This window comes from Streptacidiphilus sp. EB129 (genome assembly GCF_041262645.1).
Lineage (GTDB): Bacteria > Actinomycetota > Actinomycetes > Streptomycetales > Streptomycetaceae > Streptacidiphilus.
In genome coordinates this window covers 106,160-133,153 of record NZ_JBGCCS010000021.1, presented here as the reverse complement: position 1 = coordinate 133,153, position 26,994 = coordinate 106,160, and the positions used below count along the sequence as shown (strand labels likewise).

26 protein-coding genes and 1 riboswitch are annotated in these 26,994 nt (G+C 73.1%); of the genes, 11 read left to right on the top strand and 15 right to left on the bottom strand.

The window, feature by feature from the left end; all coding sequences use genetic code 11:
* Positions 1 to 22: 22 nt before the first annotated feature.
* The gene (locus ABH925_RS24555; protein ID WP_370151030.1) at positions 23 to 649 is read left to right on the top strand and encodes a DUF4126 domain-containing protein; all 627 of its coding nucleotides are present in this window, start codon (positions 23 to 25) and stop codon (positions 647 to 649) included.
* On the opposite strand, the gene ABH925_RS24550 is transcribed toward ABH925_RS24555, so the two are convergent.
* On the bottom strand, positions 609 to 2,114 hold the full coding sequence (locus ABH925_RS24550; protein WP_370151029.1) for an MFS transporter: 1,506 nt from the start codon (positions 2,112 to 2,114) through the stop codon (positions 609 to 611). The genes ABH925_RS24555 and ABH925_RS24550 overlap by 41 nt on opposite strands.
* Positions 2,115 to 2,272: 158 nt before the next feature.
* Here ABH925_RS24550 and ABH925_RS24545 point away from each other — a divergent pair, with 158 nt between their 5' ends.
* Positions 2,273 to 2,923, top strand: a complete 651-nt coding sequence (locus ABH925_RS24545) for a TetR/AcrR family transcriptional regulator (RefSeq protein WP_370151028.1) — start codon at positions 2,273 to 2,275, stop codon at positions 2,921 to 2,923.
* Between the two features lie 11 nt (positions 2,924 to 2,934).
* Positions 2,935 to 4,422: a phytoene desaturase family protein gene (locus ABH925_RS24540; RefSeq protein WP_370151027.1), complete on the top strand. Its 1,488-nt coding sequence runs from the start codon at positions 2,935 to 2,937 to the stop codon at positions 4,420 to 4,422.
* Position 4,423: 1 nt separating this feature from the next.
* Here ABH925_RS24540 and ABH925_RS24535 read toward each other — a convergent pair whose 3' ends face one another.
* Both ABH925_RS24535 and metF read right to left on the bottom strand, forming a co-directional pair.
* Entirely contained in the window at positions 4,424 to 5,380 is a 957-nt protein-coding gene (locus ABH925_RS24535) for a hypothetical protein (RefSeq protein ID WP_370151026.1), read from the bottom strand.
* A gap of 77 nt (positions 5,381 to 5,457) precedes the next feature.
* A complete protein-coding gene (gene metF / locus ABH925_RS24530) occupies positions 5,458 to 6,375 on the bottom strand; it encodes a methylenetetrahydrofolate reductase [NAD(P)H] (protein WP_370151024.1) in 918 nt (305 codons plus the stop codon).
* Between the two features lie 306 nt (positions 6,376 to 6,681).
* Between metF and ABH925_RS24525 the strand changes: the two genes are divergently transcribed.
* A complete protein-coding gene (locus tag ABH925_RS24525; protein ID WP_370151023.1) occupies positions 6,682 to 7,770 on the top strand; it encodes a polyprenyl synthetase family protein in 1,089 nt (362 codons plus the stop codon).
* Positions 7,771 to 7,906: 136 nt separating this feature from the next.
* Here ABH925_RS24525 and thiE read toward each other — a convergent pair whose 3' ends face one another.
* From thiE to ABH925_RS24510, 3 genes are read right to left on the bottom strand one after another with little or no spacing between them, the layout of a single operon-like run.
* The gene (gene thiE, locus ABH925_RS24520) at positions 7,907 to 8,560 is read right to left on the bottom strand and encodes a thiamine phosphate synthase (protein WP_370151022.1); all 654 of its coding nucleotides are present in this window, start codon (positions 8,558 to 8,560) and stop codon (positions 7,907 to 7,909) included.
* Positions 8,557 to 8,922, bottom strand: a complete 366-nt coding sequence (locus tag ABH925_RS24515; protein ID WP_370151021.1) for an Rv2175c family DNA-binding protein — start codon at positions 8,920 to 8,922, stop codon at positions 8,557 to 8,559. The genes thiE and ABH925_RS24515 overlap by 4 nt, the downstream gene beginning before the upstream one ends.
* A gap of 38 nt (positions 8,923 to 8,960) precedes the next feature.
* On the bottom strand, positions 8,961 to 10,157 hold the full coding sequence (locus ABH925_RS24510; protein WP_370151020.1) for an NAD(P)/FAD-dependent oxidoreductase: 1,197 nt from the start codon (positions 10,155 to 10,157) through the stop codon (positions 8,961 to 8,963).
* Between the two features lie 82 nt (positions 10,158 to 10,239).
* Positions 10,240 to 10,366, top strand: a riboswitch (TPP riboswitch).
* 26 nt (positions 10,367 to 10,392) lie between these two features.
* On the opposite strand from ABH925_RS24510, the gene thiO reads away from it, so the two are divergent.
* The 5 genes from thiO (at position 10,393) to ABH925_RS24485 (ending at position 15,573) form a co-directional block, all read left to right on the top strand.
* Positions 10,393 to 11,706, top strand: a complete 1,314-nt coding sequence (gene thiO, locus ABH925_RS24505; RefSeq protein WP_370151019.1) for a glycine oxidase ThiO — start codon at positions 10,393 to 10,395, stop codon at positions 11,704 to 11,706.
* On the top strand, positions 11,703 to 11,915 hold the full coding sequence (gene thiS / locus ABH925_RS24500; protein WP_370151018.1) for a sulfur carrier protein ThiS: 213 nt from the start codon (positions 11,703 to 11,705) through the stop codon (positions 11,913 to 11,915). The genes thiO and thiS overlap by 4 nt, the downstream gene beginning before the upstream one ends.
* A 9-nt stretch (positions 11,916 to 11,924) precedes the next feature.
* Positions 11,925 to 12,719 (top strand): thiazole synthase, encoded by a 795-nt coding sequence (locus ABH925_RS24495; protein ID WP_370151017.1) that lies wholly within the window; start codon positions 11,925 to 11,927, stop codon positions 12,717 to 12,719.
* A 103-nt stretch (positions 12,720 to 12,822) separates the two neighbouring features.
* Complete coding sequence (gene pknB / locus ABH925_RS24490; RefSeq protein WP_370151016.1) at positions 12,823 to 14,760, top strand: Stk1 family PASTA domain-containing Ser/Thr kinase; 1,938 nt, start codon at positions 12,823 to 12,825, stop codon at positions 14,758 to 14,760.
* Positions 14,761 to 14,868: 108 nt separating this feature from the next.
* Entirely contained in the window at positions 14,869 to 15,573 is a 705-nt protein-coding gene (locus ABH925_RS24485; RefSeq protein ID WP_370151015.1) for a nitroreductase family protein, read from the top strand.
* Here ABH925_RS24485 and ABH925_RS24480 read toward each other — a convergent pair whose 3' ends face one another.
* Positions 15,574 to 16,113 (bottom strand): GNAT family N-acetyltransferase, encoded by a 540-nt coding sequence (locus ABH925_RS24480; protein WP_370151014.1) that lies wholly within the window; start codon positions 16,111 to 16,113, stop codon positions 15,574 to 15,576.
* Positions 16,114 to 16,165: 52 nt separating this feature from the next.
* Positions 16,166 to 16,828: a sulfite oxidase-like oxidoreductase gene (locus tag ABH925_RS24475; protein WP_370151013.1), complete on the bottom strand. Its 663-nt coding sequence runs from the start codon at positions 16,826 to 16,828 to the stop codon at positions 16,166 to 16,168.
* 143 nt (positions 16,829 to 16,971) lie between these two features.
* Between ABH925_RS24475 and bfr the strand changes: the two genes are divergently transcribed.
* Positions 16,972 to 17,451, top strand: coding sequence for a bacterioferritin (gene bfr / locus ABH925_RS24470; RefSeq protein ID WP_370151012.1), 480 nt, complete (start codon positions 16,972 to 16,974; stop codon positions 17,449 to 17,451).
* A gap of 31 nt (positions 17,452 to 17,482) precedes the next feature.
* On the opposite strand, the gene ABH925_RS24465 is transcribed toward bfr, so the two are convergent.
* Both ABH925_RS24465 and ABH925_RS24460 read right to left on the bottom strand, forming a co-directional pair.
* Entirely contained in the window at positions 17,483 to 17,761 is a 279-nt protein-coding gene (locus tag ABH925_RS24465; protein WP_370151043.1) for a bacterioferritin-associated ferredoxin, read from the bottom strand.
* A 188-nt stretch (positions 17,762 to 17,949) separates the two neighbouring features.
* Complete coding sequence (locus ABH925_RS24460; protein ID WP_370151011.1) at positions 17,950 to 19,296, bottom strand: class II 3-deoxy-7-phosphoheptulonate synthase; 1,347 nt, start codon at positions 19,294 to 19,296, stop codon at positions 17,950 to 17,952.
* A 408-nt stretch (positions 19,297 to 19,704) separates the two neighbouring features.
* On the opposite strand from ABH925_RS24460, the gene ABH925_RS24455 reads away from it, so the two are divergent.
* A complete protein-coding gene (locus ABH925_RS24455; RefSeq protein WP_370151042.1) occupies positions 19,705 to 21,735 on the top strand; it encodes an anthranilate synthase family protein in 2,031 nt (676 codons plus the stop codon).
* Positions 21,736 to 21,815: 80 nt separating this feature from the next.
* Here the strand turns inward: ABH925_RS24455 and ABH925_RS24450 are convergent, their stop codons facing one another.
* The 5 genes from ABH925_RS24450 to macS form a co-directional block, all read right to left on the bottom strand.
* Positions 21,816 to 22,262, bottom strand: a complete 447-nt coding sequence (locus ABH925_RS24450) for an FMN-binding protein (protein WP_370151010.1) — start codon at positions 22,260 to 22,262, stop codon at positions 21,816 to 21,818.
* A 27-nt stretch (positions 22,263 to 22,289) separates the two neighbouring features.
* Positions 22,290 to 23,669 (bottom strand): ferric reductase-like transmembrane domain-containing protein, encoded by a 1,380-nt coding sequence (locus ABH925_RS24445; RefSeq protein WP_370151009.1) that lies wholly within the window; start codon positions 23,667 to 23,669, stop codon positions 22,290 to 22,292.
* A 213-nt stretch (positions 23,670 to 23,882) separates the two neighbouring features.
* Complete coding sequence (locus tag ABH925_RS24440) at positions 23,883 to 24,908, bottom strand: 6-phosphofructokinase (protein ID WP_370151008.1); 1,026 nt, start codon at positions 24,906 to 24,908, stop codon at positions 23,883 to 23,885.
* A 134-nt stretch (positions 24,909 to 25,042) separates the two neighbouring features.
* Positions 25,043 to 25,720 carry a response regulator gene (locus ABH925_RS24435; protein ID WP_370151007.1) on the bottom strand — a complete coding sequence of 226 codons (678 nt, stop codon included), beginning with the start codon at positions 25,718 to 25,720 and terminating at the stop codon, positions 25,043 to 25,045.
* 75 nt (positions 25,721 to 25,795) lie between these two features.
* Positions 25,796 to 26,986, bottom strand: coding sequence for a MacS family sensor histidine kinase (gene macS, locus ABH925_RS24430; RefSeq protein WP_370151005.1), 1,191 nt, complete (start codon positions 26,984 to 26,986; stop codon positions 25,796 to 25,798).
* Positions 26,987 to 26,994 lie beyond the last annotated feature (8 nt).

Genomic DNA, 26,994 nt, shown 5'->3' with positions numbered 1-26,994 from the left:
GTTCGCAAGGGGGGAAGCCGCCGTGTCCGTCATCCCGTTGATCTTCACCAGTGGCTGGGCCAGTGGTGTCAACGCCTACGCCGTGGTGCTGCTGTTGGGGCTGTTCGGACGCTTCGACCACATCTCCTCGGTACCGCCCTCACTGGAGCGCACCGACGTCCTGGTGGCCGCGCTGGTGCTGTTCCTCTGCGAGGCGGTGGCCGACAAGATCCCCTATGTGGACACGGTCTGGGACTCGGTGCACACCGTGATCCGTCCGGTCGCCGGCGCGGTGGTGGCCGCGCTGCTCGCGGGCCACGCGCACGCCTCCCTGGGCACCCTCGCGGCCGCCGCGCTGGGCGGGACCACCGCCCTGGTCAGCCATCTCATCAAGATGGCGCTGCGGATGGGCGTGAACACCTCCCCCGAGCCCTTCTCCAACATCGTGATCAGTCTGCTGGAGGACCTGGCGGTGGCCGGCCTGGTGGTTCTGGCGCTGTTCCATCCGGTACCGGCCGCGATCATCGCCGGAGTACTGCTGCTCAGCGGGCTGCTCCTGGTCGGGTTCACCGTCTCCCGGATCCGCCGCTTCTGGATACGCCGCCGGGAGCGCCGCGCCGAGCGGGCCGCTAGGAGCGCTCCGCGCGCGGGCGTCCCTGCGGGCGGATGACCGTCACGATCAGCAGCAGCGCCACCGCCATGAACCCGGCCGCGACCCCCATCGCGTCGGCCACGCCGTGGGCGAGTGCGGCGTGCGCGGCCGCCGTCGACGAGGCTCCGGGGACCACGGCACCGCCCTGGTGCCGCAGCGCGGAGGTGTAGACGGTGAGCAGCACCGCGGTGCCCAGCGCCCCGCCGACCTGCTGCATGGTCTGCATCGTCCCGGAGGCCGCGCCCGCCTCCGCCGGGCGTACCCCGGCCAGGATGGTCAGGCTGAGCGGGACCATGGTGAACCCGGCGCCGAGCCCGAAGAGCACCATCGGCACCATGATGCCGGGGGCGTAGCCGGTGGCCGCGGTGATCCTGGAGAGCAGCAGCAGGCCGCTCAGCAGCAGCACGGGGCCGCCGAAGAGGAACGGGCGGGGGCCGAAGCGGGGCAGCAGGCGTGGTCCGAGCCGTGCTCCGGCGAAGATCAGCACCGCCAGCGGGAGGAAGGCGAAGCCGGTGCGCAGCGGGCTGAAGCCGAGGGCGTTCTGCAGGTACTGGGTGAGGAAGAAGAACATCCCGAACATCGCCGCCGGGACCAGCAGCATCACCACGTAGCCACCGGCCCGCACCCGGTTGGTGAGCAGGTCCAGCGGCAGCAGCGGCACCGCGGTGCGCGCCTCCCACCGGACGAATCCGGCCACCAGCAGGACGGCCGCCGCGAAGCAGCCCAGGGCGCCGCGGTCGGTCCAGCCGTCGGTGGCGACCCGGATGAAGCCGTAGACGAGGCTGCTGGTGCCGAGCGTGGCGATCACCGCGCCGGGGATGTCGAGCCGGCCGGGGTGCCGCTCGGGCTCGCGGATCAGCCGGGGCGCGAGCAGCACCACGGCCAGCCCGACCGGCACGTTGATGAACATCACCGCGCGCCAGGAGAAGTACGAGGTCAGCAGGCCGCCCAGGATCAGCCCGACCGAGGCGCCACCGGCCGACATGCTGGAGAACAGCCCGATGGCACGGGCCCGCTGGGCCGGGTCCTGGTAGGTGCTGATGATCAGGGCCAGGGTGTTGGGCGCGGCGATGGCGGCGCCGACGCCCTGGGCGGCGCGGGAGGCCAGCAGCAGCGCCGGGTCGGTGGCGAAGCCGCCGAGCAGCGAGGCGATGGTGAACAGGGCGACACCGGCGACCAGCAGCCGGCGCCGTCCGAAGATGTCGCCCGCCCTGCCGCCGAGCAGCAGCAGTCCGCCGAAGGCGAGCAGGTAGATGTCCTGCACCCAGGACAGTCCGGCCGGGGAGAAGTGCAGGGTGCGCTGGATGCCGGGGAGCGCTATGGACACTACGGTGGCGTCCAGGATGACCATCAACTGGCAGGCCAGGATCACGGCCAGGGCGAATCCGGGGCGGCCTGGCGACCGGTCTGGATCTCGTACCGGGTGCGCGCGTGATTCCGGTTCCCTGGCGAGGGGACGGGCGGTGGCGGTGTGCTCGGACATGGTTCTCCCAAGGGATGCGCCATCATGGCGAAGGAATGGAGGGGCATGACGAAGGAAGGGAGGGGCATGGAGGAGGAGGGGAATCAAACGGAGGGATCCTCCGGTTCCATCAACAACGATACGGAGGTAGTCTCCGTTTATCAACCCTGGGATGGCGCATGACCGACTCCGCGAGCCACACTCCCGCGCGGGCCCCGCGCCCGCCGCGCCCCATGCGCGCCGACGCCCGCCGCAACTACGAGCGGCTGGTGACGGTCGCCACCGAGGCGTTCCTGGAGCACGGCACCGACGCCTCCCTGGACGACATCGCCAAGCGCGCCGGCGTCGGCCCCGGCACCCTCTACCGGCACTTCCCGACCCGGCAGCAGCTGATCGACGCCGTCCTGGAGCAGTGGATCCAGTCCGTGCTCGCGGACGCCGAACCGCTGCTGGGCGCGGACGACCCGGCCGAGGCGCTGAGCGCGTGGCTGCACAGGCTGGTCTCCCACGTCTCGGTGTTCCGCGGCCTGGCCGCGGCGCTGCTCCCGCCGCTGCCCAAGTCGAAGTCCCCGGGCTGGGTGCTGCACAGCACGGCAGGCGAACTGTTCGAGCGGGCCCAGGCGTCGGGCCGGATCCGGCCGGACGTCGAAGTCGGCGACGTGCTGGTGATGATCAGCGGGATCACCTGGGCCTGTGACAGCGGCAAGACCGTCAACGCCGACCGCCTGGTCGACCTGATCATGGACGGCCTCCGCACCGGAGCACCCCGCCCTGGCTCCGCCGGCCAGACAGGCACCGGCCACGGCTGCGCGGCCACGGCCCGGCCTTAGGATCAGTGCCCATGGCACGAATCGTCGTCATCGGCGCAGGTATGGGCGGGCTCGCGGCAGCGGCGCGGTTGGCCACGGTGGGCCACCGGGTCACCGTGTGCGAGGCGGGCGGCAGCCACGGCGGGATGGTCGGGCAGTACGAGCGCGACGGCTTCCGCTTCGACACCGGCCCGACCCTGCTCACCCTCCCCGCCGTCTACCGGGACCTGATGCTGAAGACCGGCCGGACCCGGCTGGAGGACGAGGTCGAACTGCGCCCGGTCGACCCCGGCAGCCTGCACCTGCTGCCGGACGGGACCCGGGTGGAACTGGCCAACGCGTCCCGGGCCAGGGTGATCGAGGCCCTGGACGCCGCGCTGGGCGCCGGCGTCGGCGACCGCTGGGGCGGGCTGCTGGAGCGTGGCCGGGGCGTCTGGGAGGCCACCCGGCGGCCGCTGCTGGAGGAGCCGCTCCCCGACGACCCGTCAGCCCTGCACCGGGACCCCTACGTCCCGGCCCGGCGCGGCCTCTTCGCCCGCGCCCCGCAGACCCTGGCCGACGTCGCGGCACGCGAACTGCGCCACCCCGGGCTGACCGCCCTGCTGGACGAGTACGCGCTGCGCTTCGGCCTGGACCCGCGCCACGCCCCGGCCTCGCTCGCGTCGCTGCCGTACATGGAGCAGAGCTTCGGCGTCTGGTACGTCACCGGCGGCATGCGCGCGCTCGCGGACGCCGTGCTCCGGCGCTGCCGGCAGCGCCGGGTGGAACTGCGCTTCGACAGCCGGGTCGAGCAGGTCCTCGGCGCCGACCGGGTCACCGGGGTACGGCTGGCCGACGGGACCAGGCTGGAGGCGGACGTGGTGGTCGCCGACACCGACCCGCGGGTGCTCGGCCTGCCCGCCGCCACCCGCGCTGAACCGCTGCCCGGACGGTTCAGCGTGCTGCTCGCGCTGCGCGGTGACCGTCCGGCCGGCACGCCGCACCGCACCGTGGTGCACGCGCCCGACCGCCAGGACGAGCTCGACGCGCTGTTCGGCCCTGTCCCCCGGCTCTGCGCGCGCCCCACCGTTCAGGTGCTTCGGCCGGACGACGCCACCCTCGCCCCGCCCGGCCACGAGGCCGCGCTGCTGACGGTGACCGTCCCCGGCACGGCTCTTCCCGGCACAGCTCTCCCCCGCACGGCCGGAATCCGCACGGCGGGCATCGACTGGAGCGACCCCGCCGTCACCGCGGCCTACGCCGACGCCGTTCTCGCGTACGCCGCCCCCGAGTTGCGCGATCGCCTGCTCTGGCGGGAGCCACGTACCCCCGCCGACACCGAGCGGGAGACCGGCGCGCCCGGCGGCTCGGTTCCGGCGCCGGCGCTGGCCGGAGCGAAGGGCGACTACCTCGCCGCACCCAACCGCGTCGCCGCCCGCCCCGGGCTCTACCTGGTCGGCGGTACCGCGCACCCCGGCGGCGGGCTGGCCCGGGTGGGCATGTCGGCCGCCCTGACGGCCGAGCTGATCGGCACGCCCTGACTCAGCGGTACTGCTGCCAGGTCTCCTGCTGCGGCTGGTGGTTGCCGGCCTGCTGGTGCGGCTGGTGCTGCTGCTCCTGCGGGTACTCCTCCGGCGACTGCTGCGGCTGGTACTGCTGCGCCGGGTCGGCCGGGGCCGGGGACCACTGCTGATGGTCGTACGACTGCTGGTACGGCTGCTGGTAGGACTGCTGCTGGTACTGCCCGTCCTGGTACTGCGGTGTCTGGTGCTGCGGGCTCTGGTACTGCGGCTCGTAGTAGCCGGACGATCCCTCGTACACCGGCTGCTGCTGCGACTGCTGCTCGTAGTACGGCGAGGCCGCCGTGGTCTGCGCGTAGTCGTAGGAGTAACCCTGCTGCTGCTCCGCCGGGTAACCGCCGTAGCCGCCGCCGTCGTTACCCGCGCCGCCACTGCCCACGGCGCTGCCGTCGCCGTATCCGGCGTACTGCTGCGGGTACTGCTGCCCGCCGTGCTCGGCGGATTCGTACCCGCCCGACTCGACCGCCTCGAAGGCCGCCGTCGCGTACTCCGGCTGTGATACCGCCGGCGCCGCCGACTGCGGGACGTCCTCGACCGGCCCGACCTCGCCGACCTGCGGCGCGGACGCGGCCTCACCGGCCTCGGTGACCTGGCCCGCCGGGAACACCGTGCCGAGCAGCGGCACCCGGGCCAGCGCCCCCGGCAGCGAGCCGTCCGCGGAGCGCAGCGACCAGTGCGAGCCGTAGGCGTTCTTCACCGCCCTGGTGACCAGCGCCTGCCCGGCCCCGAAGGCCACCACCCCGGCCCCGATCAGCGGCAGCGACCGCTGCGCCACCCCGGCGACCAGCACCAGGAAGCCCAGCAGCGCCAGCACCCGCCAGTGTGGCTGCGCCCGGTGCTGCAGCAGCAGCTCGCCGAGCAGCCACAAGGCGACCACCGCGAACGCGGCGTACAGCACGGCGAGACCGATGACCGGCACGGTTCAACCACCTCTGCGTTCACGGGAAGGGCGGGCGTTGCCGCACCACCGTACCCGGCCCTGAAGCGGGCCCGGCCTCAGGAGCGGTCGTGCAGGCCGAGGTTCTGGTAGATCTCGGACGTGACGGTGGAGAAGTTCATCGTCATGAAGTGCAGTCCGGGGGTGCCCTCGGCGATCAGCCGACGGCACATCTCGGTGGCGTGCTCGATGCCGATGGCGCGGACCGCGGCGGGGTCGTCCTCGACCGCCAGCATCCGGTCGGCGAGCTGCTGCGGGAAGACCGCGGTGCTGAGGTCGGGGATCCGGCGCAGCGAGCGGACCGTGGTCACCGGCATGATCTCCGGGATGATCGGCACCTCGCACCCGGCGGCCGCGACCCGGTCGCGGAAGCGCAGGTAGTTGTCGACGTCGAAGAACATCTGGGTGATCGCGTAGTCCGCGCCGGCCCGGCACTTGGCGACGAAGTGCCGGATGTCAGTGTCCCAGTCGCTGGATCGCGGGTGCATCTCGGGGAAGGCCGCCACCCCGACGCAGAAGTCACCCGACTCCTTGATCAGCTGCACCAGCTCGGAGGCGTAGGCGACGCCCTGCGGGTGCTTGACCCACTCCCCCAGCGGATCCCCCGGCGGGTCGCCGCGCAGCGCCAGCACGTTGCGCACACCCTGGTCGGCGTAGTGGCCGAGGATGTTGCGCAGCTCGGCCACGCTGTGGTCGACGGCGGTGAGGTGGGCGACCGGCGTGAGCGTGGTCTCCTGGGCGATCCGCCCGGTGATGTTGACGGTGCGGCCCCGGGTGGAGCCGCCGGCGCCGTAGGTCACCGAGACGAAGGTCGGCGACAGCGACTCCAGCCTGCGGATCGCCTTCCACAGCCCGGTCTCCGCCTCGGCGCTGCGCGGCGGCATGAACTCGAACGAGTACGAGCGGGCTCCCTGGCAGAGGAGCTCGCGGATGGAGAGCGCGCGATCGCTGCGGGTGCTGGGGGTGCCGAGGGCCATGCTGGCAGGTTATCCGCGATCCGGACGGAATTCGAAACACCTGTCCACCTGCTGATACGCGGTGCCGTGGAGTGGGCTCAGCAGTCCCGTGGACCCCGCGCGTTACCCTGGCAGTCCCCGTCCGCTCGGAGAACACCGGTGCCTCTGCTCCCCGCCCCGCCCCTCGACGTCGCCCCCGTACCCGCACGGGAGGGGCTGCGGGATACGGGCAACCCCGTGGCCGGCGTTCCGGTGGACGGCGGTCCTGTGGACGGCGGTTCCGTGGAAGCAGCCCCCGTGGACGGCGATCCTGTGGATGGCGATCCTGTGGATGGCGATCCTGTGGATGTGGAGCGGCTGCGGCAGCGGGTCGGCGCGGCGCTCGACCGTTTCCTGGACCGCCAGGAAACGGTTCTCGCCTCGATCTCCCCGCAGCTGGCCCCGGTCGCGGAGACCCTGCGGGACTTCGTGCAGGGCGGCGGCAAGCGGCTGCGGCCCGCGTTCTGCTACTGGGGCTGGCGCGGGGCGGGCGGCAGCGCCCACGACGAGGGCGCGGTCACCGCGTGCGCGGCGCTGGAGCTGCTGCAGGGCGGGGCGCTGATCCACGACGACCTGATAGACCGCAGCGACACCCGGCGCGGGCTGCCCGCGATGCACCGCCGGTTCGAGGCGATGCACGCGGCCGAGGGCTGGCACGGCGACGGCGCGGAGTACGGGGCGGCCACCGCGGTACTGCTGGGTGACCTGCTGCTGGTGTGGTGCGACGAGCTGCTGTGGGACTGCGGCCTCGGCCGCGACGCGATCCGCCGCGCCAAGCCGCTGTTCGACCTGATGCGGACCGAGGTGATGGCGGGCCAGTACCTGGACCTGCTGGAGCCCGCCGCGCCCTGGCCGGCCGGCTCGGACCCGGTGGAGCGGGCCCGTCGGGTGGTGCACTACAAGTCCGCGAAGTACACGGTGCAGCGGCCGTTGCAGATCGGCGGGCTGCTGGCCGGCGCCGATCAGGCGCTGATCGACGCCTACGGCGCGTTCGGGCTGCCGCTGGGCGAGGCGTTCCAGCTCCGTGACGATCTGCTCGGGGTCTACGGCGACCCCTCGGTCACCGGGAAGCCCGCCGGGGACGATCTGCGCGAGGGCAAGCGCACGCTGCTGGTCGCCGAGGCGATGCGGGGCTGCAGCCCCGCGGACGCCCGGCTGCTGGACGACCTGCTGGGCGCGCCGGGGCTGGGGGATCCTGAGGTCGCCCTGGTCCGGCAGGCGATCACCCGCAGTGGCGCGCCGGAGCGGGTGGAGGCCCGGATCGAGGCGCTGCTGCGGGAGGCTCTGACCGCCCTCGACACCGCCCCGGGGCTGGCCCCCGAGGCCCGCCGCAGCCTGCACCGGCTCGCCGCGGCCGCCACCACCCGCCACCACTGACCCGCTCACGCAGGCCGTCGACGGCCGCGCCGCCGGCGGATCCGGCGACGCGGCACGGTACGGCAGTGGGTGCCGACCTGCGGTCGGTCCGCCCCCGGGGGTGGTCCGACCCGGCGGTCCGGGTACGGACCTGCGGTCAGTCGCGCTCGCGGACCCGGCGGGCGAGGTCGACCGCTGCCGCGTGCGGGTCGGCTGCGGCGGTCAGTGCGCGGACGACGACGATGCGGCGCGCGCCCGCGTCGAGCACCTGGTCGAGGTTGCCGGCGTCGATGCCGCCGATCGCGAACCAGGGCCGGTCCGGCGACTGCTTCGCGGCGTACTCGACCAGCCCGAGACCGGGCGCGTGCCGCCCCGGCTTGGTCGGGGTGGGCCAGACCGGGCCGGTGCAGAAGTAGTCCACACCGGGCTCGACCAGTGCGGCGTCCACCTCGGCCTCGGCGTGGCAGCTGCGGCCGATCAGCATCTCCGGCCCGACAACGGCGCGGGCCGCGGGCACCGGCAGGTCGTCCTGGCCGAGGTGCAGCACCTGGGGCCGCGCCGCGTGGGCGACGTCGGCGCGGTCGTTCACCGAGAACAGCTTGCCGTGCCTGCGGCAGGCGTCGGCGAGGACCTCCAGGTACTCCAGCTCCTGCCGGGCCTCCAGGCCCTTGTCGCGGAGCTGCACGATGTCCACGCCGCCCGACAGCACCGCGTCCAGGAACGGGGCGAGGTCGCCCTGTTCGCGGCGGGCGTCGGTGCACAGGTACAGCCGGGCGTCGGCGAGGGCCGCCGTCGCTGCTGCTCCGCTCACAGGGCCATCGCCTGGGCGCGGCGCTTGACCTCGGTGCCGCGGTTCTCGTTCAGGGCCTGCGCGGGCGTGCCGGGCAGCGACGGGTCCTCGGTGAAGAGCCACTCCAGGGCCTCTTCGTCGGTGAACCCGGAGTCGCGCAGCAGCGTCAGCAGGCCGGTGATGCCCTTCACGGTGCCGTTGGGGCCGATGAAGGCGGCGGGGACCATCAGGGCGTTGTTCTCGCCCCGGCGCACGGCGAGGAGGGTGCGGTCGTCGACGAGGCGGCGGACCTTGGTCACCACCAGGCCCCACTGCTCGGCGATGTCGGGAACGGTCATCCACTCGGGAATCAGGGCGTCAATCTTCGGATCAATCTGGCTCACACCCCCAGACTGCCATCCCACGAGCCCTGCGCGCACCATCACGCCACGGTGGCGGCCTTCAGCTGCACCTCGGGGTCGGCCGCCCTGGCCCGGTCGAGCGGGGTGGCCCGCTCGATCAGCCGGCGGCCCTGGGCCAGGTCCCGCGGGCGGTCCACGGCCAGCAGCGCGACCGGCGTGTCCCCGCGCAGCCACAGCGCGCCCCAGCCGGTGGCCTGCGACGGGTCGCCGCGCCACAGCAGCTCGTCGCCGGGACGGTGGTGCCCGGCGTACTGGACCATGCGGCCGAACTGCTCGGACCAGAAGTACGGCACCGGGTCGTACCGCTCGTCGGCTCCCAGTACGTTGGCCGCCGCGACCTTCGCGCCCTGCAGCGCGTTGTCCCAGTGGTGCACGGTGAGCCGGGTGGCGTAGCGGGCGGAGGGGAAGGAGGCGCAGTCGCCGACCGCGAAGACGTCCGGCGCCGAGGTCCGCAGCCGGTCGTCGGCGGCGACGGCGCCGCGCTCGTCCAGGGCGATGCCGGAGCCGTCCAGCCAGCCGGTCTCGGGCCGCGCGCCGATGCCGACCACGACCGCGTCGGCGGCCAGCTCGGTGCCGTCGGTCAGCAGCACCGAGGACTCCCTGACCCCGCCCACCGCCGCCCCGGTACGCAGTTCCGCGCCCGCCTCGGCGTACCAGCCGCGCATCCGCTCGCCGATGTCGGCGGGCAGGGCGCCCGCCAGCGGCACCGAGGCGGCCTCCAGCACGGTGACCTCGCAGCCCAGCTGCCGGGCCACGGTGGCGGCCTCGGCGCCGATCCAGCCGGCTCCGACCACCACGATCCGGGCGCCGGGGCGCAGCGACGCCTTCAGCGCGACCGCGTCGTCGTGGGTGCGCAGCAGCTGCGCGCCGGCGGGGCGGCCAGGCAGCGGGATCGGGTGCGCGCCGGTGGCCAGCACCAGCCGGTCGTAGCGGAGCGTCCCGGCGTCGGTGGCGAGCGAACGGGCGTCGGTGTCCAGTGCCAGGGCGCGCCGGCCGAGCAGCAGTTCCACGCCCATCCCGGCGTAGTCCACCTCGAAACGGGAGTGCTCGGCCTTGCCCAGCAGCACGTCCTTGGACAGCGGCGGCCGGTCGTAGGGGCGGTGCGTCTCGGCGCCCAGCAGCAGCACCTCGCCGGTATGGCCCAGCTCACGCAGCGCCACCGCCGTCTGCACCCCGGCCATTCCGGCCCCGACCACGACGACCCGCTGCTCGCTCATCGGCCCCGCCCGCTCATCGCCGTGCCGCCCCTCGGCACGGACATCCCGACACTGTACGGCTCGGGGGCGGGGCTACAGTGAAGGGGAAACCCACGGGAGCCCGGCGTACCGGGCTGAGAGGGAGACGACAGGGCGGGAGCGCCCCCGGTCTCCGACCGTCCGAACCTGATCCGGGTCATGCCGGCGAAGGGAGCGTGCCACCGTGCCACGTGCTCGAACAGCAGAACCCGCCGGGGTGACGGCCACGTCCGACGTCCTGGTCGTCGGGGGCGGGATCATCGGCCTCGCGGTCGCCTGGCGGGCCGCGCAGCGTGGCCTGGGCGTCACCGTCCTGGACCCGTGTCCCGGGCGCGGCGCCAACCAGGTCGCCGCCGGGATGCTCGCGCCGGTCACCGAACTCCAGTACGGCGAGGAGGCGCTGCTGCGTCTCGGGATCGCCTCCAACACCCGCTACGCCGACTTCGCCGCCGAGCTCAGCGCGGCCTCCGGGCTGCCCACCGGCTACCGCGCCTGCGGCACCCTGGCCGCCGCGCTGGACGCCGACGACCGGGCCGAGCTGCGCGAGCTGCACGACTTCCAGCAGCGGCTGGGGCTGGAGGTGTCCTGGCTGAACGGCCGCGAGTGCCGCCGGCTGGAGCCGATGCTGGCGCCCTCGGTCCGCGGCGGGCTGCTCGTCAGCGGCGACCACCAGGTGGACGGCCGGCTGCTGGGCGCGGCCCTGCTCGCCGCCTGCGAGCGCGCCGGGGTCCGCGTGCACCGGGACCGCGCCGCCGAGCTGACGGTCCGCCAGGACCGCGCGGTGGGCGTCCGGGCCGAGGACGGCACCGAGCTGTACGCCGGACAGACCGTGCTGGCGGCCGGCAGCTGGTCCGGCGAGCTGCCCGGCCTCCCGGCCGGGGCCGAGCTGCCGGTGCGGCCGGTCAAGGGCCAGATCCTGCGGCTGCGGATGACCACGACTACGGGGGCACCGCTGCCCGGCGGCCCGTTCCTGTCCCGCAACCTGCGCGCGGTGGTGCGCGGCTGCCACCTCTACCTGGTGCCGCGCGAGAGCGGCGAGCTGGTGGTCGGCGCGACCATGGAGGAGCAGGGCTTCGACACCACGGTCACCGCCGGCGGCGTCTACGAACTGCTGCGCGACGCCCACGAGCTGGTGCCCGGCATCACCGAGCTCCCCCTGATCGAGACCAGCGCCGGGCTGCGCCCCGGTACCCCCGACAACGCGCCGCTGCTCGGCCCCACCGCGCTGCCGGGCCTGGTCGCCGCCACCGGCCACCACCGCAACGGCGTGCTGCTCACCCCGGTCACCGCCGACGCCCTCGCCGACTACCTGACCACCGGCGTACTCCCGCCCGAAGCCGCCCCCTTCAGCGCCACCCGCTTCTTGGAGAAGCACAGCTCGGAGAAGCACAGCTCGGGCAAGCCCAGCCCCGACAAGCACAGCGCGGAAGCCCACGCACCGGACACCCGCTCGGCCGCCCCCCGCACACCGCTTACCCTCGCACCCGACCGCCGCAGCGCGGACCGCACCCTCACGGAGGCCACCCCATGACGGCACCCCTCGCCATCCGCGTCAACGGCGCGCCGCGCGAGATCGCACCCGGCACCACCCTCGCCGAGGTGGTCGCAGCGCTCAGCGCCGCGCCCACGGGTGTCGCCGCCGCCGTCAACGAGGCCGTCGTGCCGCGCAGCGCCTGGGGCGCGACCGCGCTGTCCGCCGACGACCGCGTCGAGATCCTCACCGCAGTCCAGGGAGGCTGATCAGCCATCATGTCCGACGACACGCTCACCATCGGCGACCGCACCTTCGGCTCCCGGCTGATCATGGGCACCGGCGGCGCCCCCAGCCTGGAGGTGCTGGAGCAGGCGCTACGGCTGTCCGGCACCGAGCTCACCACCGTGGCCATGCGCAGGATCAACCCCACCGCGCGCGGCTCGGTGCTGGAGGTGCTGCGGCGCAACGACATCCAGGTGCTGCCCAACACCGCCGGCTGCTTCACCGCCGGGGAGGCCGTGCTCACCGCCAGGCTAGCCCGCGAGGCACTGGGCACCGACTGGGTGAAGCTGGAGGTCGTCGCCGACGAGCGCACCCTGCTGCCCGACCCGATTGAGCTGTTGGACGCCGCCGAGACCCTGGTCGACGACGGCTTCACCGTCCTCCCCTACACCAACGACGACCCGGTGCTGGCCCGAAAGCTGGAGGACGTCGGCTGCGCCGCGGTGATGCCGCTGGGCTCGCCGATCGGCTCCGGCCTGGGCATCCGCAACCCGCACAACTTCCAGCTGATCGTCGAGCGGGCCGGCGTCCCGGTGATCCTGGACGCCGGAGCCGGCACCGCCTCCGACGCGGCGCTGGCGATGGAACTGGGCTGCGCCGCCGTGATGCTCGCCACAGCGGTGACCCGGGCCCAGGAACCGGCCCTGATGGCCGAGGCGATGCGGCACGCGGTCGAAGCCGGGCGGCTGGCCTACCGGGCCGGCCGGATCCCGCGCCGTTTCCACGCCGAGGCGTCCTCGCCGATGGCCGGGCGCGCCGAGTTCGACCCGGAGTCCCCGGCGTTCTGACCCGGACCCGGTGGTGCCGACTTGTACAGTGCTGCCGACTTGTGACCGGGGTGTCGCCGACGTCGCGTACTGCGCCGCCGCCAGTCGCCGTAAACTCCGTGGGATGGACACGACGCTGCACGACCCCCTTCTCGGGCGGATGCTCGACGCCCGGTACCGGGTCGAGCAGCGCATCGCCGTCGGCGGCATGGCCACCGTCTACCGGGGTCTGGACACCCGGCTGGACCGGGTGATCGCGCTCAAGGTGATGCACGCGGGGCTGGCGAGCGACCCGGAGTTCACCGCGCGGTTCATCCGCGAGGCGAAGGCCGTGGCCCGGCTCTCGCACCCCAACGTGGTCAATGTCTTCGACCAGGGCAACGACGGCTCCGCGGTCTTCCTGGCGATGGAGTACGTGCCCGGCTGGACCCTGCGCGACCTGCTCCGGGACCGCGGCGCGCTGACGCCCCGTACCGCGCTGGACATCATGGAGCCGATCCTGGCCGCGCTCGGCGCGGCGCACCGGTCCGGACTGGTGCACCGGGACGTGAAGCCGGAGAACGTGCTGCTGACCGAGGACGGCCGGGTCAAGGTCACCGACTTCGGGCTGGTCCGGGCGGTGAGCGGGGAGAGCGCGCCGACCACCGGACAGGTCATGGGGACGGTCTCCTACCTCGCTCCCGAGCAGATCGAGCAGGGCGCCGCCGACCCGCGCACCGACGTGTACGCCTGCGGCATCCTGCTGTTCGAGATGCTGACGGGCCGTAAGCCCTATACCGGCGAGACCCCGATGCAGGTGATCTACCAGCACCTGAGCGCCGACGTACCGCCGCCGTCCACCCTGGTCCCGGGGCTGGCCCCGGAGCTGGACGCGATAACGGTCGCCGCCACCGCGCGGGACGCGGGCCGCAGGCCGGCCGACGCGGTGGAACTGCTCGCCGCGCTGCAGCGGATCCGCCGCGCGCTCGCCCCGGCCCAGCTGGACGCCGAGCCCGGCCCGGCCGGTCTCCCGGTCGCCGGGGCGTCCGCCCCGGAGCGGACCACGGTGATGCCCGCCGGGACCGCCGGGACGTTCGGACCCGGTGCCATGCGGCAGCTGCCGCCGGACCTGGTGATGCCCCGCCGCCCCGTCCCGGAGGACCGCCCGCTGCCGTCGCGGGCGGCCGCGGGCCGGCCGCGCCGCCGTCGCGGCTGGGCCATGCCGGCCGCGGTGCTGCTGGTGCTCACCCTGGTGGCCGGTGGCGCCGCCTGGGCGCTGAACGGCCTCTACACCCAGCTGCCGAGCGTGCTGGGCCAGACCCAGGGCGTGGCGACGCAGACCCTGCAGGCCGACGGGCTGACCGTGGCGGTCCGTCAGGACTTCAGCGCCGTCGTCGGCAAGGGCAAGGTCATCGGCACCGACCCGGCCCCCGGCTCGCGGATCCGCAAGGACTCCACGGTGACCCTGGACGTCTCCAAGGGCCCCGACAACCCGACCGTTCCCGACCTGGCCGGCAGGACCCAGGCGGCCGCCGAGCAGGCGCTGAAGGACGCGGGCCTGACGGTGGGGCAGATCAGCCAGCAGACCAGCGGCAACGTCGCCTCGGGCTCGGTGGTCAGCACCGACCCAGCCGGCGGTACCCAGCAGCAGCCGAACACCCCGGTCAACCTGGTGGTCAGCTCCGGCGCCGACCCGGTCGACCTGCCGAACGTGGTGGGCGAGTCGGTCGACCAGGCCACCCAGGACCTGCAGAACGCCGGGTTCACGGTCCAGCTGGACCCGAACCAGGTCTACTCGGACCAGGCCGACGCCGGGCAGGTCGCCGCACAGAGCCCCAGCGGCTCGCAGGCCGCCCAGGGCAGCACGGTGACGCTGACGGTCTCCAAGGGCCAGCAGCAGGCGACCGTCCCCGACGTGTCCGGAATGACCGAGAAGGACGCCAGGAAGGCGCTGGAGCAGGCCGGGTTCAAGGTCCAGGTGATCAGGCTCAACCCGTTCGGCAGCCCGACCGTCCACATCGAGAGCCCCAACGGCGGCTCCCAGGCCGCGCTCGGCAGCAAGGTCACCATCACACTGCTCTAGGGTCTCCCCGGGCGCAGTTCGGCCGTCGGACGGAACGTTCCTGACGGCTCGTCGCAACCACGGCCCCGCCGACTCCCGCCCGCGGGATGCTCCGTAGTATTCGTGCGCATGACCTCACCTGTCGCAGCCGATCTGTTCGACACCATGGCCACGATGCGTGCCATGCGGCGGCTCAGTGCCGAGCCGGTGCCGGACGAGCTGCTGGAGCGGCTGGTCCAGGCCGCCGTCTACGGTCCCAGCGGCTCCAACGCGCAGGACTACCAGTACGTGGTGGTGACCGACCGTCAGGTGATGGCCACGCTGGCCCCCCTGTGGGCCCGCTGCGTGGACGCCTACCTGGCCTCGGCCGGCCGGGCCACCACCGCCGCGATGGACGACGCCGCGTACGAGCGGATGCGGGCGGCGATCGAGTACCAGCGCGACCACTTCGCCGACACCCCGGCGCTGATCATCCCCTGCTACCGGGCCCCCAAGCTGACCGCCGACCTGGACGGGCTGCGCGGCATGGTCGCCCAGCTCGGCACCGCCGGGCTGGGCCGGCTGGCGGCCCGCGGCGGCCGGTTCAGCCTGCTCGCGGAGGCCTCCAGCGTCTACCCGGGCGTGCAGAACCTGCTGCTGGCGGCGCGCGCGCTGGGCCTGGGGGCGAACCTGACCATCTGGCACCTGATGCTGGAGCGCGAGTGGAAGGCCGCCCTGGGCATCCCCTCCGAGGTGCACACCTTCGCGGTCATCCCGGTCGGCCGCCCGCTGGGCAGCTTCGGACCGGTCCGCCGCCGCCCGGTCGCCGACGTCCTGCACCGCGACCGCTGGTAGCTACGCACGGTCCAGGCGGTGCACCACGCTGACGCCCGACTCGCCGGGGGCCGCGCCGCGGGCGGCGTCCGGAGTCCGGGACACCACCGTGTATCCGAGCCGCTGCGGCACCGCGCCGCTGGCCTTGTTGGCCTCGTCGTGGTGGATCTCGACGTGGGTGACCCCGGGCAGCTCGAACGCGGCCCGCGTCAGCGCGGCGACGGCCATGGTCACCAGCCCGCGCCCGGTCCAGCCGGGGTGCAGCCAGTAGCCGATCTCCAGCCCGCCGGGCCCGATCCGCCGCACCAGGCTGGCCGAGCCGACCGGGCGGCCGTCGCTCACGATCGCATAGTTGAACGCCCGCCCGTCCTCCCACTCGTCCTGCGCGGCGACCAGGTACTGCAGCGCGCTGTCGCGGGAGTGCTCGGCCGCCCACGGCATCCACGGCCGCAGGTGGGCGAGGGACTCGACGACGATCCGGTCGAGGACGTCCACGTCCTCGACCCGCCATCGTCGCAGCTCGACCTGTTCGTGCAGGAGGACTTCGACAGGCTGTTCCATGCCCCGATCCTGCCGGGCGGCGAGAACCCGGACAACTCAATAACGACCGAGGTCAGAGCTCGGGGCCCTCGCCGGGGGCCTCCTGGTAGGAGTAGCGCTGCTCGGCCCAGGGGTCGCCGATGTTGTGGTAGCCGCGCTCCTCCCAGAAGCCGCGCCGGTCGGCGGTCATGTACTCGATGCCGCGCACCCATTTGGGGCCCTTCCAGGCGTACAGGTGCGGGACGACCATGCGGACCGGGAAGCCGTGCTCGACCGTGAGCGGGTCGCCGTTGCGGTGCGTGGCGAGCAGCGCGGAGGGGTCGGCGAAGTCGGCCAGCCGGAGGTTGGAGCTGAAGCCGTACTCGGCCCACACCATGACATGGGTGACCTCGGGGGCGGGCGGCGCGAGCTCCAGCAGGGTGGCCGTGGACACTCCGCCCCAGTCGCTGCCGAGCATGCTGAACCGGGTGACGCAGTGCAGATCCGCGGTGACCGTGGTGCGCGGCAGGGTCATGAACGCCTGGTGGTCCCAGCTGTACTTCTCGCCCGAGGCGGTCGCCCCGAACACCTGGAGCTCCCAGCTGAGCGGCTTGAACCGGGGCACCGGCCCGTAGTGCAGAACCGGCCAGCCGCGCTGCAGCCGCTGACCGGGCGGAAGCCGGTCGGCCTGGGTCGGCGGGGTGCCGGTTTCGGGGGCTTCGTGGGCCGTGGCCTGCTCGTTCTCGGACTGACCCATGTCCCCATGGTGACAGATCGACCCTGTGGCGGCGTGAACGGGGTCCGGCGGTGGCTGAGGCGAGTGTGCCCTTACTGGATCTCGGCCGTGCCGGGTGCAACGATGCGCAAATCCGTACTGAACGGCACAGAAAGGGCGCACCCATGCAGGGCGACCCCGAGGTCCTCGAGTTTCTCAACGAGCAGCTGACCGCCGAGCTGACCGCGATCAACCAGTACTTCCTGCACTACAAGATGCAGGAGAACTTCGGCTGGCCGAAGCTCGCCGCGTTCACCCGTTCCGAATCCATCGACGAGATGAAGCACGCCGAGATCCTCACCGACCGGATCCTCTTCCTCGACGGCCTGCCGAACTACCAGCGGCTGTTCCACCTGCGGGTGGGCCAGACGGTCGGCGAGATGTTCCAGGCGGACCGGCAGATCGAGGTCGAGGCGATCGACCGGCTCCGGCGCGGGATCGTGGTGATGCGCGCCAAGGGCGACGTCACCTCGGCGAACATCTTCGAGGACATCCTGGCCGACGAGGAGCACCACATCGACTACCTGGACACCCAGCTGGAGCTGCTGGAGAAGCTGGGCGAGCCGCTGTACCTCTCGACCCTGGTGGAGCAGCCGAGCAGCTGACGGGCCGAAGCCCGGGGTGCGCGGACGCGGGTCAGGCGGCCGCGGCCGGGGCCACCCCGACAGCGCCGGAGTCGGAGTCGATGTCCGAGCCGGTGCCCGTGCCGGGGAGGCCGAGCCGGGCGGCGAGACGGGCGGTGGGGCACGGGCGGGCGCCCTCGTGCCCGAGCAGGGCCTGTATCCGGCGGACGCAGGACCCGCAGTCGGTGCCGGCCCTGCAGCCGTTGGCGACCTGGCGGGGCGTGGTCGCGCCGGCGGCGATCTCGTCGCGCACCCGCTGCTCGGTGACCGCATGGCACAGGCACACGTACATCGCGGTCACTCCAGACGGGGTCGGCGGACGACTGAGGTTCGGCAGGCTGAGGTTCGACAGGCAGCCGGCTGGCAGGTAGCCAAGGCTTACCTTACCCAACCGATGGAAGCACGAAAAGCCCCTCCTGGTTCCGGAAGCCGGATCCAGGAGGGGCGTTCGTCACATCGGGCCCACCGGCCTCGCGGCTTTCAGGTGCGCAGCATCTCCGCGACCAGGAAGGCCAGGTCGAGGGACTGGCTGCGGTTGAGGCGCGGGTCACACGCGGTCTCGTAGCGCTGGTGCAGGTCGTCGACGAAGACCTCGTCACCGCCGCCGACGCACTCGGTCACGTCGTCGCCGGTCAGCTCCACGTGGATGCCGCCCGGGTGGGTGCCCAGCGCGCGGTGCACCTCGAAGAAGCCCTTGACCTCGTCCAGGACGTCGTCGAAGCGACGCGTCTTGTGGCCGGTCGCCGCCTCGTAGGTGTTGCCGTGCATCGGGTCGCAGATCCACACGACCTGGGCGTCGCTCGCGGTGACCTTCTCCACCAGCTCCGGGAGCCGGTCACGGATCTGGCCCGCGCCCATCCGGGTGATGAAGGTGAGCCGCCCGGGCTGGCGGTCCGGGTCGAGCCGGTCGATCAGCGTCAGCGCGTCGTCCACGGTCGTGGTCGGGCCGAGCTTCACCCCGATCGGGTTGCTGATCTTCGAGGCGAACTCGATGTGGGCGTGGTCCAGCTGCCGGGTGCGCTCGCCGATCCAGACCATGTGGCCGGAGACGTCGTAGAGCTTGCCGGTACGCGAGTCGGTGCGGGTCAGCGCCGTCTCGTAGTCCAGCACCAGCGCCTCGTGCGAGGCGTAGAACTCGACGGTGCGGAACTCCTCCGGGTCCACCCCGCAGGCGTTCATGAAGGACAGCGCGTTGTCGATCTCCTTGGCCAGGCGCTCGTAGCGCTGACCGGAGGGCGAGTTGCGGACGAAGTCCTGGTTCCAGGCGTGGACCTGGCGCAGGTCGGCGTAACCACCGGTGGTGAAGCCGCGGACCAGGTTGAGCGTCGCGGCGGAGGCGTTGTACATCCGCTTGAGCCGCTCCGGGTCGGGACGGCGCGACTCGGGGGTGAAGGCGAAACCGTTCACCGAGTCGCCCCGGTAGACCGGAAGGGTGACGCCGTCGCGGGTCTCGGTCGGCTTGGAGCGCGGCTTGGAGTACTGCCCGGCGATCCGGCCCACCTTGACCACCGGCACCGAGGCGGCGTAGGTGAGCACGACGGCCATCTGCAGCAGGGTCTTGAGCTTGTTGCGGATCTGGTCGGCCGACACCGCGTCGAACGCCTCGGCGCAGTCGCCGCCCTGAAGCAGGAACGCCTCACCGCGGGCGACGGACGCCAGCCGGTTGCGCAGCAGGTCGCACTCGCCGGCGAAGACGAGCGGAGGATAGGACGCGAGGTCCGCGACAGCATTGCGCAGAGCCTCGGGGTCGGGCCATTCAGGCTGCTGCGCCGCGGGAAGGGACTGCCAGGAGTAAGCCTGGGCCAAGGAGTCAGCGTTCACGGTCACGAGCTAAGGCTACGGGGTAACGCATCCGAAATGTTCCGGCAGCCCGATGGGTGAGACATCCACCAGACTTCCCGCGCCGTGGGGCCGTGATCGGCTAGGGTCGAGCACATGAACACGCAGCACACCAACTTCTGGTGGTGGACCGTCCCCGAGGCGGCCCACTGATCGCGTGTTCCCACGCAGACTCCACGGCCGCCCCTCGGGGCGGCCGTTCTGCGTATCCGCGCGGCGACCACCCCGAGCCGGCCGGCACCACTCCCGCCGCCCGCCCGCTCCCGGAAGGTCCCAGCTGTGACCGACACCACCGCGTCCGACAGCACCGAGTCCGACAGCACCGCGTCCCGCACCTCCGCCGCCTCGGCCTCCGGCGGCAGCGCGTCCCGCCCTGCCACGGCCGGCACCAGGGCGATCGTCGCCCGGCTCGCCGAAGGCCGTGAGCCGTTCGCCCTGCTGCACCGGCGCGCACCCCGGCTCGCCCCGGACACCGTCGAGGTGCTGTTCGGACCGGTCGGCAGCCATGCGACGCTGGCGGACCTGCCGCTCCCCGACGGCGCCCCGGCCTCCGGCCGCCCCGAGCACGACCTGCTCGCCCTCGTCCCCTACCGCCAGTTGCGCGAGCGCGGCTTCGACGCCCACGACGACGGCACGCCGCTGCAGGCGCTACGGGTGCTCGAGTCGTACACGCTGCCGCTCGCGGAGCTGCGGGCGGCACTCCCGCAGCTGCCGGTGGCTCTGGACGGCGGCGGCTTCGACGTGGACGACGAGCAGTACGCGCAGATCGTGCGCCGGGTGATCGAGGACGAGATCGGGCGCGGCGAGGGGGCCAACTTCGTCATCCGCCGCGACTTCACCGGCACCCTCCGGGACTTCTCCCCCGCGCTGGCGCTGACGCTCTTCCGGCGGTTGCTGGAGCAGGAGCGCGGCGCCTACTGGACCTTCCTGGTGCACACCGGCGAGCACCGTGCCGGAGCCGGGGCGTCGGGACGCTACCTGGTCGGGGCCAGCCCGGAGGTCCATGTCCGGCAGACCGGCGGAACGGTGGTGATGAACCCGATCTCCGGGACCTACCGCTATCCGGAGTCCGGGCCGACCCTGGACTCGCTGCTGGCGTTCCTCAACGACCCCAAGGAGCTGGAGGAGCTCACCATGGTCGTGGACGAGGAACTGAAGATGATGTGCGCGGTGGGCGATCTGGGCGGCCAGGTGCTCGGGCCGAGACTCAAGGAGATGTCGCATCTCGCCCACACCGAGTACGAGCTGCGCGGACGCACCACGCTGGACGTCCGGTCGGTGCTGCGGGAGACCATGTTCGCCGCGACCGTCACCGGCAGTCCGCTGCAGAACGCCACCCGGGTGATCTCCCGTTACGAGCCGACCGGTCGCGGCTACTACGCGGGCGCGCTGGCGCTGATCGGCCGCACGGCCGGCGGCGCGCAGGTCATGGACTCCCCCATCCTGATCCGCACCGCCGACATCGACCCGGCGACCGGACGGCTGGCGGTACGGGTCGGCGCGACGCTGGTGCGCCACTCCGACCCGCACGGCGAGGTCGCCGAGACGCACGCGAAGGCGGCCGGGGTGCTGAGCGCCATCGGCGCGCTCCCGCGCCGGAGCGACCGGTCCGGCGGCACCGGCCCGCACAGCATGCCGGGGACGCAGGGACACGGAGGGTTCGAGGAGCGGCCACGGCTGGCCGAGAACCACCGGGTGCAGGCCGCACTGGACGCCCGGCGTGGCAACCTCGCCCCGTTCTGGCTGCGGCTGCAGACGGAGCTGCCCGTCCCGACGGCGGCATCCGTGGCGGAGCAGTCGGAAGTGCTGGTGGTGGACTGCGAGGACACCTTCACCTCGATGCTGGCGCATCTGCTGCGCTCCCTGGGCCACCGGGTCACCGTGCGCCGCCATGACCTCCCCGGCCTGGCCGAGGCGGTCGCCGCGCACCGGGGCCCGCTGGTCCTGGGCCCCGGCCCGGGCGACCCGGCCGATCCGGTGGACCCGAAGATGCGGCGGATGCGGGAGCTCGTCGCCGGCCTGATGGCGAACGGGCGGCCCGGCGGCCTGCTCGCGGTCTGCCTGAGCCACCAGGTGCTGTGCGCGACGCTGGGGCTGCCGCTGCGACGCAAGGCCGTGCCGTACCAGGGTGCCCAGGAGCGGATCGACCTGTTCGGCACCCCGAGCACGGTCGGCTTCTACAACACCTTCACCGCCGTGTGCGACGACGCCGACGCGGCGAGGCTGGCCGCGAGCCGGGTGGAGGTGAGCCGCGACCCCGCCACCGGCGACGTCCACGCCGTGCGCGGACCCGGCTTCGCCGGCGTCCAGTTCCACCCCGAGTCGGTACTCACCCTGGACGGGCTGCAGATCGTCGCCGACCTGCTTGCCGGCCTGCTCAGCCCCGGGCAGACCTCGCCCGGGGCGCCCGTCGCCCTGCCCCGGTAGCGCCGGCGTGCCTCCCCGAGGCGAGCGGCCCGCCCCGGGGAGGCACCGGCGTTCCCGCGCGGCTCGCGCCGCGGGCGGCTCTACTTGGCGGCGTCGAGGGCGCTCTGGAGTGAGGCGATGTAGCCCTCGCTGGTGTAGCTGGCGCCGGAGACGGCGTCGATGGTGGCGCTCTGCGCGGCCAGGGCCTCCTGGGTGAGGATCGGGATGGCCTGCGCGTTGATCTCCGCGTCGCGGTCGTTGCCGTCCGGCTGCTGCAGCACGTCGACCGCGGTGATCTTCGAGCCGTTGAAGGTGACCTTCACCTGCACCGGACCCCAGCGGGTGTCCACCGCCCCGCCGGTGACCGACCGCACACCCGAGGACGTACCGGACGAGCCGGAGGACGTGCCCGACGAGGACGAGCCGGAGGGCGCCGGCGCGACGGCGGCCGGGGCGGCGAGGGCCGTCGTGTGGTGGGGCTTGGCGGAGAGCAGCAGCAGGACGCCGAGGGCGGTGCCGGCGGCGGTGAGGGCGGTGCGTCGCAGCACGGGTATGCCTCTCAACAGGGGTGCCTCTCAGAACTCGAAGGACTCGTGGTGGATCCGGCGGGCCGGGACCCCGGCCGTGTCCAGCGCCTCGCGGGCGGTGCGGACCATCCCGTCCGGGCCGCAGAGGTAGACGTCGTGCTCGCGCAGGTCCGGCAGCAGCGCCAGCAGTCGCCTGGCCTGCAGTGGCTCGCCCGACTCGGCGCGGGTGCCGACCAGGTGGTGCAGCCGCGCGCCGCGCGCCGCCGCGATCGACTCCAGCTCCTGCCGGAAGATCAGGTCCTCGGCCCGGCTGGCCCGGTAGACCAGGGTCAGGTTGCCGGGTGCGGCCGGGATGGTCTCGAACAGCGCCCGGATCGGGGTGATGCCGACGCCCGCGGCCAGCAGCAGCACCTTGGGCCGGGTGCGCCGCGCGGCGGTGAAGGCGCCGTACGGGCCCTCGGCCAGGATCCGGGTTCCGGGGCGCAGCCGGGCGAGGCTGCGGCTGTGGGTCCCGAGGTCCTTCACCGTGATCCGCAGGTAGCCGGGGCCCGGCGGGGCGGACAGCGAGTAGGGGTTCGCGGCCAGGAACAGGCCGGGGGTGAGGAAGCGCCAGCGGAAGAACTGGCCGGCCCGGGTACGGGCGGCGAGCTCGTCCAGGTAGTCGCCGGTGACGAAGACCGAGACCACCCCGGGGCCCTCCGGCCGCACCTCGGCGACCCGGAGCCGGTGCCGGTAGGCGTCGCGGACCGGGAGGACGAAGCGGAACCAGAGGATCAGCGCCGCGCTGCCCAGGTAGAGGCCGTACCAGAGCAGCCGGGCCTTGGTGTCCAGAACGAACTCGGCACCATTGCTGAGCTGGTGGAAGAAGGTCAGGAAGATCGCCAGATAGGTGGCCAGATGCAGGTAGTACCAGGCCTCGTAACTCAGCCGCCGCCGCGCCGCCCGTGCCGACACCGCACCCACCCCGAACAGCAGCAACGTCCCGAACGTCGCCTTCAGCATGTCCGGATAGTGGAACACCAGCGTCGTGGTCTGCGCCACCAGCCCCTTCCGGTCCGTCAGCGCATACCCCCAGACGATCAGCACCACATGCGCCGACACCAGCCCCACCATGTACCGGCCACCCATCGCATGCCACCGCGCCAGCCGGTCACTGCCCAACGTCCGGTCCAGCACCGGAACCCGCGCCATCAACACCACCAGCACCGGCGCCGCATACCCCGCCAACAACCCGAACAACCGACCCGCATTCGTCACCCACGCACCAGAACTCACCACCGAACCCGTGTCACTCCACCACAGGAACACCACCACCACCGCACCCGCGCCGATCGCCGCGAGCAGCGCGCCGGCGACGGTGTCGGCGTGCGGCGAGGGTGCGCCGCTGACCCCGGCGGTGCGGGGTCGGGTGCTGACAGTGCTGGTCATCTGGCCTCCCGATGGTGCTGGAAAGCGACTCTGCCAGCGGTTTCTGTGTGCCAGGTGAGGACGATTCCGCAACGAACCGGGCAATCCATCATCAACCGGCTGAGATCGCCCGTCCCCGGACCCGACGGGGACGGGCGATCTCAGCCAACTCTTACGGCCGGGCTCCCACGGCCGAGCCGGTCGGCCTCCGCCGCCCTCAGCCGAAGAACGCACTCAGCCGAAGAAGACGTCGAACTCCGCGTACAGAGCGGGGTCGACGGTCTTGATCCGTGCCGTCGCCTGCTCCAGCGGCACCCGGACGATGTCGGTGCCGCGCAGCGCGACCATGGTCCCGTAGTCGCCATCGTGGACCGCGTCCACCGCGTGCAGGCCGAAGCGGGTGGCGAGCCAGCGGTCGAAGGCGCTGGGGGTGCCGCCGCGCTGGATGTGGCCGAGCACGGTCGTGCGTGCCTCCTTCCCGGTCCGCGCCTCGATCTCGTGGGCGAGCCACTCGCCGATCCCGGACAGTCGGACGTGGCCGAAGGCGTCCCGGGTGTCGTCCTTGACCACCATCTGGCCCTCGATCGGCATGGCCCCCTCGGCGACCACCACGATCGGCGCGTAGTTGATCCGGAACCGCTGCTCGACCCAGGCGCAGACCCGCTCCATGTCGAAGCGCTGCTCCGGGATCAGGATCACGTTGGCACCGCCGGCGATCCCCGAGTGCAGCGCTATCCACCCGGCGTGGCGTCCCATGACCTCGATGACCAGGACCCGGCGGTGCGATTCAGCGGTGGTGTGCAGCCGGTCGATGGCCTCGGTGGCGATGTTGACGGCGGTGTCGAAGCCGAAGGTGTAGTCGGTGGCGTTGAGGTCGTTGTCGATGGTCTTGGGCACGCCGACGATCGGGACGCCGTGCCGGTGCAGCGCGGCGGCCACGCCGAGGGTGTCCTCGCCGCCGATCGCGATCAGGGCGTCGACCTGGTACTTCGCCAGGTTGTCGGTGACCCGGCGGAGCCCGTCCCCGACGGTGAGCGGATTGGTCCGCGAGGAGCCGAGGACCGTACCGCCGCGCGGCAGGATGCCGCGGACCTCAGGGATGCCGAGGGCGGTGGTCGCGCCCTCCAGCGGCCCGCGCCAGCCGTCCCTGAAGCCGGTGAAGGAGTAGTCGTAGACCTGGACGCCCTTGCGGACGATCCCCCTGATGACCGCGTTGAGCCCGGGGCAGTCTCCCCCGCCGGTGAGCACGCCGATCCGCATATCCGTCCCCTCCCCTGAGTGTGACGAACTGTCACTTCACGGTAGCGGCGCGGCCGGGGACTGCACCCCGGCGTGCACGGGCACCCCAGGGAGCACAGCGGGAACGCCCGCCGGGGTGCGGGCGCGGCGCGGCGTCAGCGGTCGTCGTCGAGGCCCCGCTCCATCGCGTAGCGGACCAGCTCGACGCGGTTGTGCAGCTGGAGTTTGCCCAGGGTGTTCTGGACGTGGTTCTGCACGGTGCGGTGCGACAGCACCAGGCGGTCGGCTATCTGCTTGTAGGACAGGCCCTTGGCGACCAGCCGCAGCACCTCGGTCTCCCGGTCGGTGAGCCTCGGCGCGGCGGGGCCGCGGGAGTCGTCCGGGGAGGGCGCGACGGCCAGCCGGCGGAACTCGCCGAGGACCAGGCCGGCCAGGCCCGGGGTGAACACCGCGTCGCCGGCGGCGGTGCGGCGCACCGCGTCCAGCAGCTCCTCGCGGCTGGCGGACTTCACCAGGTAGCCCGTGGCGCCGGACTTGACCGCCTCCAGCACGTCCGCCTGCTCGCCGCTGGCGGACAGCACCAGCACCTTGGGTGCGGGCTGCTGGCCCATCAGCTGCCGGCAGACCTCCACGCCCGGCAGGTCCGGCAGGTTGAGGTCGAGCACCACCACCTGCGCGGCGGCGGCCGGGGCGCGGCGCACCGCCTCGCGGCCGTCACCGGCCGTGGCCACCACCTCGCAGCCCGCGTCGGCGAGATCGCGGGCCACCGCCTCCCGCCACATCGGATGGTCGTCCACCACCATCACCCGGATCGCCGGCTGATCGGTCGTCATCTGCTGCTCCTCTCGACGTTCAGGCCCCGACGTTCAGGCCTCGACGTTCAGCCCCGACGTTCGGGCCCCGCCCCTTCACGACCGGCGCTGCCGGGGCACGCGCAGCTCGATCTCGGTGCCCTGCCCCGGCGCGGAGCTGATCTCGGCGCTGCCGCCGAGATCGCGCAGCCGCCCCCGGATCGACTGCGACACCCCCAGCCGGCCCTCCCGTTCGGCCTCGCCCAGGCGCGTCGCGGCAAAGCCGGGGCCGTCGTCGCGAACGCTCACGACCACCTCCCCCGGCTCGTCCTCCACCAGGATCCAGGCCTGCGCCCGTGGCCCCGCGTGCCTGCGCACATTGTCCACCGCGGCACTGACAGCGGCGCTCAGCTCGGTCGCGGTACGGTCCGGCAGCAGCACCGGGGTGCCCGGCGCGGACACGGTCACCCGGGATCCGGCGAGCGGTCCGATCAGCGCCCGCAGGTCCTGCTCCGCACCCGGGTCCGGCTCCGCGCCCGGCTTGCGCAGCGGACGGCGAGGGGCCTGGTACGAGGGGTTGGGCGCCAGGCCCTCACCGATCAGGGTCCGCAGCGCGATCTCCTGCTCCCCGGCCAGCGCGCCCAGTTCGCCGGCCTCGCCGCCCACTTCGGCGCCGCGCCGCTGGACCATCGCCAGCACCTGCAGCACTCCGTCGTGGATGTCCCTGGCCAGCCGTTCGCGTTCGCGGGTCGCCGCCTGGATCTCCAGCGCGGTGGCCAGCGCCCGCTCACCGGCACGGGCCAGTTCCACCACGTAGCCGATGGCCACGCCGGCGACCAGCAGCAGCACGATGTTGTGCGCGTTGGTCCAGTCCAGCCGTCCGCGCTCGGCGACGTTCGCCAGCCCCACCACCACGGCGGCCAGGGTGGCGGGGCGCCAGCCGCCGCGCAGCGCGAAGCCCAGGACGGAGGCGGCGGCCCGGATGGTCGGCAGCGTGACGGCCACCGCGAGGTTGGCCGGCGAGTCGAACGCCCTGGTCAGCAGATTGCCGACGACGATCAGCCCAAGGTCGGCGCTGAGCCAGTTCCAGCCGCAGCGCTCCGGGCTGGCAAAGACCCGCATGGTCGCCACGGTCCACAGCGTCAGCACGCCCATGAACACCCAGGCGGCCAGCCGGTGGTCGTAGTACTTGGAGTCCCCGGCGTAGCGACCCACCGCGTAGAGGGCCGTCAGCAGCCGGAACGCCGAGAAGGCACGCCACAGCGGCTGCTCCACCGAGAACCCGTCGCCGGGTCTGCCGCTCCCCACCCCGGATC